The organism is Sulfitobacter sp. THAF37 (assembly GCF_009363555.1).
Taxonomy (GTDB): domain Bacteria; phylum Pseudomonadota; class Alphaproteobacteria; order Rhodobacterales; family Rhodobacteraceae; genus Sulfitobacter.
Window position 1 is genome coordinate 428,202 of the sequence record NZ_CP045372.1, and the last position, 14,888, is coordinate 443,089.

A 14,888-nucleotide genomic window follows, 5' to 3' on the forward strand; every position below is an offset into this window, starting at 1 on the left:
TCACACGCCCCCTTCGAGTTTGGGATTTGTGGGATCGTCCGGATCGCGCGAGGGGTCGATGTCCATCGCGTGGTCGGTTTCGGGCATATGCGCGCGCCGCGCCAGTCGCGAGAAACTCTCCAAGGACAGCATCACCGCGCCAACCACCGCCAGGAACACGCCCAGGTCGAACAATGCCGCCGTGGCCAGCTCGAACTCATGGAAGGGCGGGATCCGGACATAGGTGTAGTCCGAGGTCAGGAAGGGTTTGCCGACGAACCACGACCCGATGCCGGTCAGCCCCGCCACCAGCACGCCCGCGCCGATGATCCCGTGATAGGGATAGCGTTGCCGCGCGGCGGCCCAGCTGAAGCCGCTGGCCATGTACTGCATCACCACGGCGATGGACACCACCAGCCCCGCGATGAAGCCGCCGCCGGGTTCGTTGTGCCCCCGCAGGAAGATGAAGAAGCCCACCATCAGCACCACCGGCATGATCACGCGCGTCAGCACCACCATCATCATCGGATGCATGTCGCCCGCCCGCGGCTGGTCCGGCTTGCGGTTGAGCAGCCGCGCCCGTACCGGGCCGTCCAGCAGCGTTTCGGTCAGCGCGTAGATCAGCAGCGCCGCGATGCCAAGCACGATGATCTCGCCGAAGGTATCGAAGCCCCGGAAATCCACCAGGATCACGTTCACCACGTTGGTCCCGCCGCCCCCCTTGTAGGAGTTGGCCAGGTGGAACTCGGAAATCGGGGAGGACACCGCGTCACGCAGCAGGAAATGCCACGACATGAACGCCGCCGTCACGCCCCCCGCGACCGCCACGGCCACATCGCGCATCCGGCGCAAGACCGTGCTTTCGATGGGCGTGCGATTCGGCAGGAAATTCAGAGCCAGCAGGAGCAGGATGATCGTCACCACCTCGACGGTAAGCTGCGTCATGGCCAGGTCCGGCGCGCTGAACACGACAAAGCCGACCGACACCATCAGCCCCACGATCGCGATCAGGATCAGCGACAGCAGGCGATTGCGATGCAGGAACACCAGCCCCAGCGTCGCCGCCACCAGCATGGCCCAGCCCGCGATCTCGATCGCGCCGGCGGGCTGCATGGTCCGCGTCGCGGGTCCGATCGTCCCGGTCCGCCAGGCGTGATAGCCCAGCGCCACCACCGTCACCGCCATGATGGCCGCATAGCGGGTGAAGGCCCCGTTGTGCAGCCCGTGGATCACCCGGCGTGCCAGTGACACGGCTCCGGCGATGGTCGCCTCGAAAATGGTCTTGGCCTCGGGGCGCGGGGCGGCATCCCACATCCGCAGCAACGGCTTGAACAGCGCCAGCACGATCAACCCCCCGACCACCGCCGCGACGGACAGGTAGAGCGCGGGCACCAGCCCGTGCCAGATCTTGATGTAATGCACCTCAAGCGGCGCCACCCCCCCGATGACGGCGCGCGCCACCAGGAAAACGAAATCCTGCACCAGGAACGGCGCCACCCCGATCACCACGACCAGCACCACCAGCAGCGCGGGCGGCGCCCACATGCCAAAGGGCGGGTCATGCGGATGCGCCGGGTAATCGTCGCGCTTTGCCCCCAGAAAGGTATGCCCGATCAGGCGGAAACAATAGGCGGCGGAAAACAACGACCCGACCAGCGCCAGCGCCGGCACCAGCCACCAGGTATCGAACAGCACCGTGTGTGTCGCCTCCTCCAGCATCATTTCCTTGCTGAGAAACCCGTTCAGCAGCGGGATACCGGCCATCGACAGCGCCGCCACCGTGGCGATGACAAAGGTGATCGGCATCAGGTGCCGCAACCCGCCCAGCCGCCGGATGTCGCGGGTATGCGCCTCGTGATCGACGATCCCGGCGGACATGAAGAGCGCCGCCTTGAACGTCGCGTGGTTGAGAATGTGAAACACCGCCGCCATCGCGCCAAAGGCCGTGCCGGTGCCCAGAAGCATGGTGATCAGCCCCAGGTGGCTGACGGTCGAGAACGCCAGCAGCGCCTTCAGGTCATGCTTGAACAGCGCAATGACCGCGCCCAGCACCATCGTCACCAGCCCCGCGGTGGTCACGATCACGAACCATTCCGGCGTGCCCGACAGCACCGGCCACATCCGCGCCATCAGGAAAATCCCCGCCTTCACCATCGTCGCGGAATGCAGATAGGCGCTGACCGGCGTGGGGGCCGCCATCGCGTGGGGCAACCAGAAATGGAACGGGAACTGCGCCGATTTGGTGAAACACCCCAGCAGGATCAGGATCAGCGCGGGCATGTACAGCGGGCTGGCCTGGATCATGTCGCGGTTTTGCAGGATCACGCTCAGGTCGTAGCTGCCCACGATCTGGCCCAGGATCAGCATCCCCCCGATCATGGCAAGACCGCCCATCCCCGTCACCGTCAACGCCATCCGCGCGCCCTGCCGCCCTTCGGGCAGGTGCTTCCAATAGCCGATCAGCAGGAAGGAAGACAGCGACGTCAGCTCCCAGAACACCAGCAAAAGCAGGATGTTGTCGCTCAGAACGATGCCGACCATCGCCCCCTGGAACAGCAGCAGGTAGGTAAAGAATTCTCCCATGTTGTCCTTGCGCGACAGGTAGAACCGACCGTAAATGATGATCAGCATCCCGATCCCCAGGATCAGCGCGGCAAAGAAGAAACCCAGCCCGTCCAGCATCAGGTTGACGTTCATGCCCAGCATCGGCAGCCATTCGACCCCCACCGTCACCACCTCGCCCGCCAGCACGGCGGGCAGATTGGTCAGCAGCCCGACAAAGGCGGCAAGGGTCACGGTGAATGTCACGCCCGCACAGGCAGAGCGCCCCGCCGAATTCATCAATCCGGGCAACAGTGCACCCAGAAAGGGCAGAGCAACGATAAGAAAGAGGGACACGCGAACTCCTGATCTGTCAGCCTGTGCAGTCCCGTATTGTTGAGGGAATTTTTAAGGTTTCTCAAGGCGAACAGCAGAGAAATCGTCGCAAAACCGTGACATCTTTTGCCGCAGGTCGCGGGCGCGGACAGCAAATCCAAAGAATGTGACGCAAGGGAAGTGACCATTTGCGAAACGAAGTTCCGACCTGCGGTATTGGCAGCGCCGCTTTTACTGGCTAGCTTCCACCGGGAGAGTCGCGCAACCTGAGGAGGAGGCGGCGCGGCACGCAATCTGGGAGGATATCATGCGACACCAAAAGCCCACACTGCGATTCCGGCGCGCCGCATCATGACCGCCATGACCCCGGAAGAGGCGGTGCGCCACGTCGTTGCCACCGACCCCACCTTTGCGGTGGAAGAGGTCGAAATCCGTGGCATACCCTACAAGGCCTTTCGCAACGTCCCGCCCACCGTTCCCGCCCTGATGGCCGCCAGCCGCGCCAAGCAGGGGGATGGCACGCTGGAATACCTCGCCTACGAGGGCGAAAGCCTGACCTACGATGAATTCCGCATCCACGCCCACCGCATCGCCCATGCGCTGCGCGACGATCTGGGCGTGCGCCAGGGCGACCGGGTGGCCATTGCCATGCGCAACTATCCCGAACTGCTGACCGCGATCATGGCGATCTCCTCGCTTGGGGCGACGGTGGTGTTCCTCAATGCCTGGTGGACCACGCAAGAGCTGGACTATGCCCTGCGCGACAGCGGCGCGCGGATCGTCTTTGCCGACCGGCCGAGGATCGAACGGCTCGCCCCGCTGAAAGAACCGCTGGACCTTGCACTGATCGGCTGCCGCGACGGCGCCGGACGGGGCGACCACGACTATGCCGCGCTGTACGATGGCGCCGCCAGCGACGCGGCCCCCGAGGTCGCGATCGACACCGACGACGACTTTGCGGTGATGTATTCCTCTGGCACCACAGGCCACCCCAAGGGCGTGGTGCAGACCCACCGGGGCGCGGTGAATGCGGTGTTCAGCTGGCTGATGCAATCGGTCGTCGCCCCGCTGGTCACGCCGCCGGAACCCGACGCGCCGGAACCGCCCCGCCCTTCGGTGCTGGTGGTCACGCCGCTGTTCCACGTCACCGCGACCCATCCCGTCTTTCTGCTGTCGATGCCCGCCGGGGCCAAGGTCACGCTGATGTACCGCTGGGACCCGGAAGAGGCGGTGCGCCTGATCCGCGACGGCAGCGTCACCCGCTTTCTCGGGGTGCCGACGCAATCCGCCGAACTGGCCGAGGCCGCCCGGCGCATGGGCGAATCCCTGCCCACCCTCGACTACATCGGCGCGGGCGGCGCGAAACGGCCCGCCGCACAGGTCGCCACCATCGCCGAGACGTTTCCCGAAGCGGGCGTCGCCACCGGCTGGGGCATGACCGAAACCCAGGCGCTTGGCATCGGCATGATCGGCGACGACTACAAGGCCCGCCCCGACTGCGCGGGCAAACTGCATCCGCCGGTGCAGGAACTGCGCTTTCTCGATGATGCGGGCAACGATGTCCCCCCCGGAACGCTGGGCGAGATCACGGTCAAGAGCCCGGCCAACATGCGCTGCTACCTCAACATGCCAGAGGCGACCGCCGAGACGATGCAGGACGGCTGGCTGCGCAGCGGCGATCTGGGCGTGATCGACGACGAAGGCTATGTCACGATCCTGGACCGCAAGAAGAACATCATCATCCGTGGCGGTGAAAACATCGCCTGCCTGGACGTGGAAGGCGCGCTCCACCGGCTGCCGCAGGTCGCCGAAGCCTGCGCCTTTTCCGTGCCGGACGAAAGGCTGGGCGAAATCGTGGGGGCCATCGTCCAACTGCGCCCGGGCGCCACGCTCGACCGCGAGGAAATGGCACGCGCGCTTGAGGGGCATCTGGCCAGCTTCAAGGTCCCTGCCCTGCTGTGGTGTCAGGACACCCCCCTGACCCGTGGCGCCACCGACAAGATCGACCGCCGCGCCCTGCGCGCGGCCTGTTTGCAACAAATGGAAGAAACCGCATGACCCAACCGACAGAAGAAGAGACCGGCCAGTACATCGCAGCGGCGGGCAAGGCCGCCTGGGAGGTCCCGGACCTGCCCGACGGCACCGCCCGGCGCAAGATCGAAACCGTGGGCATCATCGGCGCGGGCACCATGGGCGGCGGCATCGCGATGAACTTTGCCACCGCGGGATACCCGGTGAAAATCGTCGAAACAACGCAAGAGGCGCTGGACCGTGGCCTGAAGGTCGTGCGCGGCAACTACCAGCGCAGCGCCGACAAGGGCCGTTTCCCGCAGGACGAGGTCGAGGCGCGGATGGACCGCTTTGACGGTCGGCTGGCCATCGCGGATCTGGCCGACTGCGACCTGGTGATCGAAGCGGTGTTCGAGGACATGGAGCTGAAGCGCAAGATCTTTACCGAACTCGACAGCGTGATGAAGCCCGGCGCGATCCTGGCCACCAACACCTCGGCGCTGGACATCAACGAAATCGCGGGAATGACCAAGCGGCCCGAGGACGTGATCGGGCTGCATTTCTTTTCGCCCGCGAACGTCATGAAACTGCTGGAAATCGTACGCGCGCACCATACCGCCGACGATGTGGTCGCCACCTCCATGGCGCTGGCCCGCGAGATCAACAAGGTCGCGGTGCTGGTCGGCGTCTGCCCCGGCTTTGTCGGCAACCGCATCCTTTTCGCCCGTCAGAAACAGGCCAACAAGCTGGTTGATTCCGGCGTCATGCCCTGGGACGTGGACGCGGCGCTGAACGCCTTCGGGTTCAAGATGGGCCCCTTCCAGATGAGCGATCTGGCCGGTCTCGACATCGGCTGGTCCAAGGGCGCCAAGACCCAGAACCCGATACGCGACGCCCTGTGCGAGATGGACCGCCGCGGCCAGAAGACCGGCGCGGGGTTCTACGACTACGACGAAAACCGCCGCCCCGTGCCTTCGGACGTGACCGCGGACATCATCCGCGACATCACCGGCGCGGAACCGCGCAAGATGGACGCCGACGACATAATCGAAATCTGCATCTATCCGATGATCAACGAGGCGGTGAAGATCCTCGAAGAGAACAAGGCCCAGCGCCCCAGCGACATCGACGTGGTCTGGCTGAACGGCTACGGCTGGCCTGCCGACAAGGGCGGCCCGATGTTCTATGGCGACATGGTCGGCGCGCAGGCGGTGCTGGACCGGATGGAGAAACTGGGCGCGGACGACCCCGAATTCGCCCCCGCCGACACCCTGCGCAAACTGGCCGAGACAGGCGGCAAATTCACCGAGATCGACACCGGAGGGCTGAAGGTATGAGCTACGACTACATCAAGACCGAGAAAAAGGGGCACATCCTGGTTGTCACCATGAACCGGCCCGACGTCTACAACGCGGTCAACGAGGACATGCACCACGAGATGAGCGACTGCTGGGATGCCTTCGCGGCGGATCAGGACCTTTGGGTCGCCGTGCTGACCGGCGCGGGGGAAAAAGCGTTCTCGGCGGGCAACGACCTCAAGGCGACGCAGCAGGGCGGCATCAAGAAGGGCCTGCCGCAGAGCGGTTTCGCCGGGCTGTCGGCGCGTTTCGATCTGGAAAAACCGCTGATTGCCGCGGTGAACGGGTTTGCCATGGGCGGCGGGTTCGAGACCGCGCTGTCGTGCGACATCATCCTCGCGTCGGAGAACGCCAAATTCGCCCTGCCCGAGGTCAAGGTCGGCTTCTTCGCCTCCGCGTCGGGCGTGCAGCGCCTGTCGCGCTACATCGGGCGGCTGGCGGCGCAGGAACTGATGCTGACGGGCCGTACCATCGACGCCGCCGAGGCGCTGAGCCTGGGCTGCGTGAACGAGGTGCTGCCCGCCGCCGACCTGATGGACCGCGCCATGGCCAAGGCCGAAGAGCTGTGCAGCGTCTCGCCCTCCTCGGTGAAGGCGACCAAGCGCATCCTCAATTCCATGGCCGTGGCCGATGGCCTGCCCGAAAGCCTGGCCTACTCGCGCGAGGTGCAGGCCGATCTGGCCAAGACCGAAGACTTCAAGGAGGGCGTCAACGCCTTTGTGGAAAAACGCAGGCCCAACTGGGTCAACAAGTAGCTGTCCCCGCGGGGACACGAATTTAACGGTTCCTTAGGAACCGGAAAAATGCAGACGGAACAATGCCCAGGGAGGCACAATTGATGAGCGACATGAACCCACCGGAGCTGAACAACCTCGAAATGTCCGAGGGCAACAAGCCCCTGCTGAACGCCGTGATCAAGCACATCCGCGAAAATGTGGACCCGATCAGCGAAGAATATCACCGGCTGGGCGACGCGCAGGAGGACCGCTGGTCCTATCACCCGCGCCAGCTGGAACTGCTGGAAGGGGCCAAGCAGAAAGCCCGCGACGCGGGCCTGTGGAACTTCTTTCTGCCCAACGCGGAAACCGGCGAAGGTCTGTCGAACCTCGACTATGCCTATATCGCGGCGGAACTGGGCAAGAACCCGCTGGCCTCTCAGACGCTGAACTGTTCGGCCCCCGACACGGGCAACATGGAGGTGCTGGAACGGGTCGGCACGAAAGAGCAGAAGGAAAAGTGGCTCAAGCCCCTGCTGGCCGGTGAAATCCGGTCGGCCTTTGCCATGACGGAACCGGACCGCGCGTCGTCGGATGCCAAGAACATCGCCATGTCCGCTGTGCTGGAAAACGGCGAATGGGTGATGAACGGCGAGAAATACTATATCTCCGGCGCCGGCGATCCCCGCTGCAAGATCATGATCGTCATGGTCAAGACCTCGCCCGACGCCGAACCCTTCCGCCAGCAGTCGCAGATCCTTGTCCCGTTGGACACGCCGGGCGTGGAAATCCTGGGGCCGATGCATGTCTTTGGCCATGACGACGCGCCGCACGGCCACATGCACATCAGGTTCACCGATGTCCGCGTCCCCGAAAGCAACATCCTCTGGGGCGAAGGCAAGGGGTTCGAGATCAGCCAGGTCCGCCTTGGGCCGGGCCGCATTCACCACTGCATGCGCTCCATCGGGCAGGCGGAAAAGGCACTGGACCTGATGATCGAACGCGGCCTGTCGCGCGAAGCCTTCGGCAAGCGGATCATCGACCTGGGCAAGAACATGGAAACCATCAGCCGCGCCAAGATCGAGATCGAAGCGATGCGCCTGCTGGTGCTCAAGGCCGCCAAGGCGATGGACGTGCTCGGCAACAAGGAGGCCCGCATCTGGGTGTCGATGATCAAGGCCAAGGTGCCGGAACAGGTCTGCGACATCATCGACCAGGCGATGCAGGTGCATGGCGCCACCGGTATCTCCCAGTGGTCGCCGCTGTCGGGCATGTACGCCCAGCAGCGCACCCTGCGCTACGCCGACGGCCCGGACGAGGTGCATCACCACGTCATCGCGCGCCACGAGGTCAAGACCTACAAGGAAAGCAACGCCCGCCAGGACGCGGCCAAGCAGCACACCGAAAACCGGGGCAGCGCGGGGTTCATGGGATGAGCAATCTTTTCGACCTGACCGGAAAAGTGGCGCTGCTGACCGGCGCCTCCAAGGGCATGGGCCTGGCGATGGCCACGGCACTGGCCGAACATGGCGCAACGGTTGTCATCTCCGCCCGCAAGCAGGACCAGCTTGACGAAGCCGCCGAGGGGATCAATGCCCTTGGCAAGGGCAAGGCTCATGGCATCGCCTGCAACGTCGGCTACAAGGACCAGCTGCAGGCGCTGGTGGATCAGACCCACGAAAAGGCGGGCAAGATCGACGTGGTGATCGGCAACGCGGGTGTGAACCCCTACTATGGCAAGACCTCGGAAATTCCCGACGACGCCTACGACAAGACGATGAACGCCAACGTCAAATCCAACCTCTGGCTGGCGCAGATGGTGGCCCCCGACATGATCGAGAAAGGGTCGGGGTCGATGGCCTTTACCTCTTCCATCGGGGCCTTCAAGCCCTCTGTCATGCTGGGGACCTATGGCATGTCCAAGCTGGCGCTGATCGGGCTGTGCCGCAATCTGGCGGCGGAATTCGGTCCGAAGGGGCTGCGTTTCAACGCGATCTGTCCGGGTCTGGTCAAGACCGAATTCGCCCGCGAGCTGTGGGACAACCCCGAGGTCGAGAAACGCATCAAGGAAGAGATCCCCCTGCGCCGCCTGGGCGAGCCGGAGGATTTCGCGGGCCTTGCGGTCTTCCTTGCTTCCGATGCCAGCCGCTACATGACAGGTCAGGCCCTGACCGTCTGCGGCGGCTCCAACATGTGGACGTGACGCTATGGAACTGAAAGACAAGATCATCGTCGTCACCGGCGCCGCCAGCGGCATCGGACGCGCCATGTGCATCCGCTATGCCGAGGAAGGCGCGAAACACATCGCCTGTGTGGACCGCGACCTGAAGGGCGCGGAGGAAACCGCCGCGATGATGGGCGGCACCGCCCATATGGTGGATGTGTCGGTCAGGGATCAGATCACCGCCATGATCGACAAGGTCGAGGCCGAGGTGGGACCGATTGACCTGTTCTGCTCCAACGCGGGCATTTCCGTCGCGGGCGGCGTCGAGGTCGAGGACGACGCCTGGCAGCGCATCTGGGAAATCAACGTGATGTCCCATGTCTGGGCCGCGCGGCATCTGGTGCCAAAGATGGCCGAACGCGGCGGCGGGTATTTCCTGAACACCGCCTCTGCCGCGGGTCTGCTGAACCAGGTCGGATCGGCGCCCTACGGCGTGACCAAGCATGCGGCCGTGGGGCTGGCGGAATGGCTGGCGATGACCTATGGCGATCAGGGGATCAAGGTCAGCGTGCTTTGCCCCCAGGCCGTGCGCACCGAGATGACGCGCGGACATGAGGACCATGTGGCGGCCATCGACGGCATGATGGAACCCGCCCCGGTGGCCGAAGCCTGCGTGCAGACGATCCGGGACGAAACCTTCCTGGTGCTGCCCCACCCCGAGGTGCTGGGCTACATGCGCAAGAAGACCGAAAACTACGACCGCTGGATCGGCGGCATGCGCAAGCTGAACCGCCGGTTCGGCGGCTTCGAGGAGTAGGCGGATGATCGGATATGCGACGATCGGCGTGGCGGACATGGACCGCGCCAAGACGTTCTATGGCGACCTGTTCGAGGGCAAGGCCAGGGTGGTGATGGATCAGGGGCGCATCGCCTTTCTGTCGTCGGGGCGCGGCCAGCCGATGCTGGCCATGTGCGAACCCTACGACGGCAACGCGCCCAACCCCGGCAACGGCACGATGATCGCCTTTACCTGCGAAGACAAGGCAGAGGTGGACGCGATGCACGCCCGCGCCCTGGACCTGGGTGCACCGGACGAGGGCGCACCGGGCCAGCGCATCCCTGACCGGTTCTATGGCGCCTACGTGCGCGACCCCGACGGCAACAAGCTGTGCTTCTTTGTGTTTGGGTGATCGCATGTCCTACATCGGCCCCCATGTCACGCTGAATGACCCCGCCTTCATCCACGACAGTGCGCAGCTTTTCGGCAAGGTGACGCTGGGGCCGGGCAGTTCCGTCTGGCCCTATGTCGTCACCCGTGCCGAAATGCACGAGATCCGCATCGGCGCGCGCACGAATATTCAGGACCATGTGATGATCCACGTGGGCTATGCCACGCCGACCATCGTCGGGGAGGATTGCTCGATCACCCACCGCGTGGTCCTGCACGGCTGCGAGATCGGCGACCGTGTCCTGATCGGGATCGGCGCGACAATCATGGACGGCGCAAAGATCGGCAGCAATTCCATTGTCGCAGGCCATGCCATCGTGACCGAAGGATCGGAATTTCCTGAAAACTCGATCATCGCCGGAAGCCCGGCGAAGCTGGTCAAGACCCGTGACAACGGGGCGGCCAACCTGGCGAATGCGCGCTTCTACCACCTGAATGCGCTGAACTATGCGCAGGGGATCGAACGCCTGACGGAAGACAATCTGCGCCAGCTTCAGCCCTGAAGCGGGCCGCAGCCCTATCCCCGCTTCTTCCGCGGGCGCATCAACCCTTCCTGCGTGACGGAAGCGACCAGCTGGCCATTGTGATTGTAGACCAGCCCCCGGTTGAAGCCGCGGCCGCCGCCCGTCCAGGGCGCGTCGAGGTCGTAGAGATGCCAGTCCGAAAACTCGATCGGCGCGTGGAACCACATGGCGTGGTCCAGGCTGGCGGTCATCACCTTGCCCTGAAACCAGGTCAGCCCGTGGGGCCGCAGCGATGACCCCAGCAGGTTCATGTCCGAGGCATAGGCCAGCAGGCAGTGCTGCATCTGCGGCCCCTGCCCATTGGCGGCTTCCATCCGGAACCACAGCCGGTTCCGGTCGTCGGCGGGCTCGGGTTTGAACAGGTCGCGCGGTTCGATTTCGCGGATTTCGATGGGGCGTTCGCGCAGGAATTCTTCGCGGTACTTCTCCGGGATCTTCTCGACGTTGGCGGCGCGCAGGGCGGGCCGGTCGGGCCAGTCGTGGGGCGGCGGCGCGTCGGGCATGGGGTGCTGATAGTCCCACCCCTCTTCCGCCACGTGGAACGAGGCGGACAGGTTGAAGATCTGCTTGCCGTGCTGGATCGCCACCACCCGCCGGGTGGTGAAGCTGCCGCCGTCGCGGGCGCGGTCGACCTGGTAGATCACCGGGATCGACGGGTCGCCGGGGCGGATGAAATAGGCGTGCAGCGAATGACACAGCCGGTCTTCCACCGTGCGGTAGGCCGCCATCAGCGCCTGCGCGATCACGTGACCGCCGAAAATGCGCGTGGTGGTTTCCCCGCCGGAACCGATGCCGCGAAACAGATCCACCTCAAGCTGTTCGATGTCCAGCAGGTCCAGCAGTTCTTCGGCAACGGCGGTCATGGGGGGCTTTCTCAGGTCTGGGCCCGTGCCGCGGCATAGGCGATAAAGAAGTCGAAGCTGTCCGGATTGGCCATGGAATCGCGGTTCACGACCTTGGCAGCGTCGCACCCCAACAACAGCTTTTTGACGGGAACCTCAAGCTTCTTGCCGGACAAGGTGCGCGGAACTTCCTGTATCTCTATGATTTCATTCGGAATAAAACGGGCGGATACTCCGCTTCGGATGGCGGCGTTGATCTGGTCTTTCAGCGCATCGTCAAAGGCCACACCGGGGGCGGGCACCACGAAGAGCGGCATGAAACTGTCGCGGCCCAGGAATTCGAGGTCGACCACCAGGCTGTCGAGAACGCTGTCCAGCCCCTCCACCGCCTGGTAGATCTCGGCCGAGCCGAGGCGCAGGCCCTTGCGGTTGATGGTGGCGTCGGACCGGCCCCAGATCACGCTGTGACCTTCCGCGTCGATGCTGATCCAGTCGCCGTGGCGCCAGACGCCGGGGTAGTCGGCAAAGTAGCTGTCGAACAGGCGGCTGCCGTCATCGTCGCCCCAGAAGTAGATCGGCATGGACGGCAACGGTTCGGTGCAGACCAGTTCGCCCACCTCGTCCACCAGTTCGTTGCCCTGCGGGTCATAGGCGCGTGCGGCGTTGCCCAGGGCACGGCACTGCATCTCGCCCGCGCGGACCGCCATGCCGGGATGGCCCAGCACAAAGGCCCCGGCGAGGTCGGTCCCGCCCGAGATCGGCGCGAGCCACTGGTCGGCCTTCACGTCGCGGTAGATCCAGTCGTAGGCGTCCGAGGACAGCGGCGAGCCGGTGGAGCCGAGCGAGCGCAGCGCGGACAGGTCCACCTCCGCACGCGGGGTCACGCCCGCCTTCATGCAGCCGCTGTAGAACGCCGCACCAGCGCCGAAGTAGGTCAGCCGTTCGTCCGCGATGAACCGCCAGACGACGCCCATGTCGGGATGGTTCGGCGCGCCGTCGAACAGGGCGACGGTGGCCCCCTGCCCCAGCGCCATCCACTGCGCGTTCCACATGATCCACCCCGAGGAGGTGAGCCAGCAGAACCTGTCGCGGTCCGTCAGGTCGTGGTGCAGAGACTGCTTGGCCGCCTCAAGAATGATACCGCCGTGCCCGTGCACGATGGGTTTCGGGTTGCCCGTGGTGCCCGAGGAATAGACGATCCAGAGCGGATGTTCGAAACCGACCTGTTCAGCGCGATAGGCCACGTCATCGCCGGTCAGGCTGTCCCATGTGACGTGACCCTCCGGCACATCGCCCACCACCGGCACGGTGACGCATTGGGCGACGCTGGGCAGGCCCGCCGCGATGTCGGCGAGCACCGCGCGGCGGTCGATGGTCTTGCCCGCGTGCACATAGCCGTCCTGCGCGATCAGCACCTTGGGTTCGATCTGCCTGAAGCGGTCGAGGATCGCCACATGCCCCATATCCGGTGCGCAGAGCGACCAGACCGCGCCGATGCTGGCGGACGCCAGAAAGGCGATGAGCGCGGTGTCGGTGTTGGGCAGGATCGCCACGACGCGGTCGCCCGGCCCCACGCCCATCGCACGCAGCCCAGCCGCGGCGCTGGCAACCTGGCGGCGCAGGTCGCCCCAGTTCAATTCCCGGCGGCCAAAGGTCTCGGACTGCACGATCAGCGCGGGCAGATCCTCGCGGCCCTCGGCGTGTTTCATCACCTGATCCGCATAGTTCAGCCGTGCGCCGGTGCCCCATTCGGCGCCGGGCATCTGACGCTTGACCAGCAGCTTTTCGGGCCGGGTGCTGGCCTGCACATCGAAGAAGTCCCAGATCGCGGTCCAGAAGCCTTCAAGGTCCTCGACGCTCCACCGCCACATGGCGTTGTAATCGTCAAAGCGCAGCCCCCGGTGATCGGCCAGCCAGCGTTCGAAAGCGGCCATTGTGCTGGCCGCGCGCCGTTCTTCCGAGGGCGCCCAGAGGACCGGCGCGGTCATGTCAGCGCGCCGTGGACCAGTGCCTTGAGCTGCGGACGCGCCGGGTAGGCGCTGCTGGGCACCAACTGCGTGAAGAAGATCGCGGAGAGGTCGAACACCGGATCGACCCAGAAGAAGGTCGAGGCCATGCCGCCCCAGCTGAAATCCCCCACCGACCCCGGCGAGCGGGCGCGGCCCGGATTCAGCAGGACCGCCCCGCCGATGCCAAAGCCCATGCCCTCCATCGGCTGTTCCGCAAAGCTTTGCGGTCCCATCGACGCGATCTCACCCGGCAGGTGGTTGCGCATCATGAAATCCAGCGTCTTGGGTCCGATGATCCCCGCCCCGCCGGTGCGCAGCATTTCGGTGAACTTGAGGTAGTCGTCGATGGTGCCGACCAGCCCGCCGCCGCCCGACAGCAGCGTGGCGGCGAGAAAGGGCGACTTGTCCGCCGTGTCGATCAGGCGCAGGGGGTCCGCCCCTTTGTCCGCCTTGCCCACGGTAAAGCCGCCTTCGGCCAGCGGGGTGTAGCAGGCGGCGAAACGGTCGCGCGCCGACGCGGGCACGGAAAACCGGGTGTCGTCCATGCCCAGCGGATCGAAGATGCGCTCGACAAGGACGTCTTCCAGCGTCTGGCCGGTGACGACCTCGATCACCCGGCCGATCACGTCGATCCCGACCGAGTATTCCCAGCGGGTGCCGGGGCGGAAGGCCAGCGGCAGCCTGGCCAGATCGTCGCACATGGCGGCGAGGCCCGGCTGGCCGGCGCGGAATTCGATCTTGTGCTGGGCCATCAGCGCGCCCAGCGGGCCGGGGTTGAAGGCATAGCTGAGGCCCGAGGTATGGGTCAGCAGCTGGTGCAGCGTGGGCGACGCGCAGGGTTCGACCTGATCGGCGCTTGTGGCGCCCTCCACCAGGCAGGTCATGTCAGAGAAAGCGGGCAGAAAGTCGGACACCGGCGCGTCGAGGTGAAACAGCCCCTCTTCCGCCAGGGTCATCAGCGCAAGGCTCGTGACCGGCTTTGTCATGGAATAGATGCGGGCGACGGTATCACGCTGCCACGGCGTGCCTGCCGCCAGGTCCCGCAGGCCCGTCTGGTGGTAATAGACCTCCTGCCCGCCCTGGGCGAGAAGGACGGCGCAGCCTGCAAACCGGCGCTGATCCACGTAACTTTGCATCCAGACCGCGATGCGGTCCAGGCGCGCTGCATCAAATCCGCCCAT

At 65.1% G+C, this 14,888-nt stretch carries 12 protein-coding genes; 8 read left to right on the forward strand and 4 right to left on the reverse strand.

The genetic code is table 11. The features are described from left to right. Window positions 1-2,877: a monovalent cation/H+ antiporter subunit A gene (locus FIU94_RS02160; protein WP_152464220.1), complete on the reverse strand. Its 2,877-nt coding sequence runs from the start codon at window positions 2,875-2,877 to the stop codon at window positions 1-3. 330 nt (window positions 2,878-3,207) lie between these two features. Here FIU94_RS02160 and FIU94_RS02165 point away from each other — a divergent pair, with 330 nt between their 5' ends. The 8 genes from FIU94_RS02165 to FIU94_RS02200 all read left to right on the forward strand — a co-directional run bounded on the left by FIU94_RS02165 (window position 3,208) and on the right by FIU94_RS02200 (window position 10,835). After that, window positions 3,208-4,914 carry a class I adenylate-forming enzyme family protein gene (locus FIU94_RS02165; protein ID WP_152464221.1) on the forward strand — a complete coding sequence of 569 codons (1,707 nt, stop codon included), beginning with the start codon at window positions 3,208-3,210 and terminating at the stop codon, window positions 4,912-4,914. Then, window positions 4,911-6,203, forward strand: coding sequence for a 3-hydroxyacyl-CoA dehydrogenase (locus FIU94_RS02170; RefSeq protein ID WP_152464222.1), 1,293 nt, complete (start codon window positions 4,911-4,913; stop codon window positions 6,201-6,203). Before FIU94_RS02165 ends, FIU94_RS02170 begins: the two co-directional genes overlap by 4 nt. After that, a complete protein-coding gene (locus FIU94_RS02175; protein WP_152464223.1) occupies window positions 6,200-6,979 on the forward strand; it encodes an enoyl-CoA hydratase-related protein in 780 nt (259 codons plus the stop codon). Before FIU94_RS02170 ends, FIU94_RS02175 begins: the two co-directional genes overlap by 4 nt. Window positions 6,980-7,062: 83 nt before the next feature. Then, the gene (locus FIU94_RS02180) at window positions 7,063-8,376 is read left to right on the forward strand and encodes an acyl-CoA dehydrogenase family protein (protein ID WP_254702593.1); all 1,314 of its coding nucleotides are present in this window, start codon (window positions 7,063-7,065) and stop codon (window positions 8,374-8,376) included. Next, window positions 8,373-9,143 (forward strand): SDR family NAD(P)-dependent oxidoreductase, encoded by a 771-nt coding sequence (locus tag FIU94_RS02185; protein WP_152464224.1) that lies wholly within the window; start codon window positions 8,373-8,375, stop codon window positions 9,141-9,143. Before FIU94_RS02180 ends, FIU94_RS02185 begins: the two co-directional genes overlap by 4 nt. Window positions 9,144-9,147: 4 nt before the next feature. Continuing rightward, window positions 9,148-9,921, forward strand: coding sequence for an SDR family oxidoreductase (locus tag FIU94_RS02190; RefSeq protein ID WP_152464225.1), 774 nt, complete (start codon window positions 9,148-9,150; stop codon window positions 9,919-9,921). A gap of 4 nt (window positions 9,922-9,925) precedes the next feature. Beyond that, entirely contained in the window at window positions 9,926-10,294 is a 369-nt protein-coding gene (locus FIU94_RS02195) for a VOC family protein (RefSeq protein WP_152464226.1), read from the forward strand. A gap of 4 nt (window positions 10,295-10,298) precedes the next feature. Next, window positions 10,299-10,835, forward strand: coding sequence for a gamma carbonic anhydrase family protein (locus tag FIU94_RS02200; RefSeq protein WP_152464227.1), 537 nt, complete (start codon window positions 10,299-10,301; stop codon window positions 10,833-10,835). A gap of 14 nt (window positions 10,836-10,849) precedes the next feature. Here the strand turns inward: FIU94_RS02200 and FIU94_RS02205 are convergent, their stop codons facing one another. Genes FIU94_RS02205 through FIU94_RS02215 form a run of 3 tightly spaced genes read right to left on the reverse strand, consistent with a single transcriptional unit; the run spans window position 10,850 to window position 14,888 of the window. Beyond that, a complete protein-coding gene (locus FIU94_RS02205; RefSeq protein ID WP_152464228.1) occupies window positions 10,850-11,719 on the reverse strand; it encodes an acyl-CoA thioesterase II in 870 nt (289 codons plus the stop codon). A gap of 11 nt (window positions 11,720-11,730) precedes the next feature. Continuing rightward, window positions 11,731-13,686, reverse strand: a complete 1,956-nt coding sequence (locus tag FIU94_RS02210) for an acetoacetate--CoA ligase (protein WP_152464229.1) — start codon at window positions 13,684-13,686, stop codon at window positions 11,731-11,733. Beyond that, window positions 13,683-14,888 carry a serine hydrolase gene (locus FIU94_RS02215; RefSeq protein WP_254702594.1) on the reverse strand — a complete coding sequence of 402 codons (1,206 nt, stop codon included), beginning with the start codon at window positions 14,886-14,888 and terminating at the stop codon, window positions 13,683-13,685. The genes FIU94_RS02210 and FIU94_RS02215 overlap by 4 nt, the downstream gene beginning before the upstream one ends.